This window comes from Limimaricola sp. G21655-S1 (genome assembly GCF_027213785.1).
Taxonomy (GTDB): Bacteria; Pseudomonadota; Alphaproteobacteria; order Rhodobacterales; family Rhodobacteraceae; genus Limimaricola.
This window is the reverse complement of the sequence record NZ_JAPWGO010000095.1, coordinates 1-422: the sequence shown is the minus strand read 5'-3', so window position 1 is coordinate 422 and position 422 is coordinate 1. Positions and strand designations below refer to the sequence as shown.

Below are 422 nucleotides of genomic sequence, written 5' to 3'. Positions count from 1 at the left end.
CCTTTACCCCGCTGATGAAGGCCCAAGAATAGCTATTCGGGAACTTGGGAAAAGGTCAGAGACATATATAAAACTGCCTGATCTCGGCTTAACTCCCCTTCAAATAGCAACAATTAAATCTGCGCTTAAAAGCGGAAAGGGTATGTTTCTGATCACAGGCCCGACAAGCTCAGGGAAAAGTACCACCCTGAGTTCCCTGCTGAGTATGTTGAACGAAGAGGGCGGGGAGGCAATCTACACTATTGAAGATCCGGTAGAGAGGATATTGACTGGTACTGCTCAAGCGACTACAAACCAGTCCAAGAAAACGGAAGAGTTGTTGGCGCGCCAACTGTTGCGCCAAGATCCCGATACTATCGGCTTTGGTGAGCTGAGAACTAAAACAATGGTGGCGGCGGCTGTTCGTATGGCGACCACTGGAC

The 422-nt window shown here is 49.3% G+C and carries 1 protein-coding gene; it reads left to right on the top strand.

Annotated elements, in window-relative coordinates:
- Positions 1-28: 28 nt before the first annotated feature.
- Positions 29-422 (top strand): ATPase, T2SS/T4P/T4SS family (locus O4G76_RS20010; protein ID WP_373568056.1); only part of this gene is annotated, 394 nt, incomplete at its 3' end.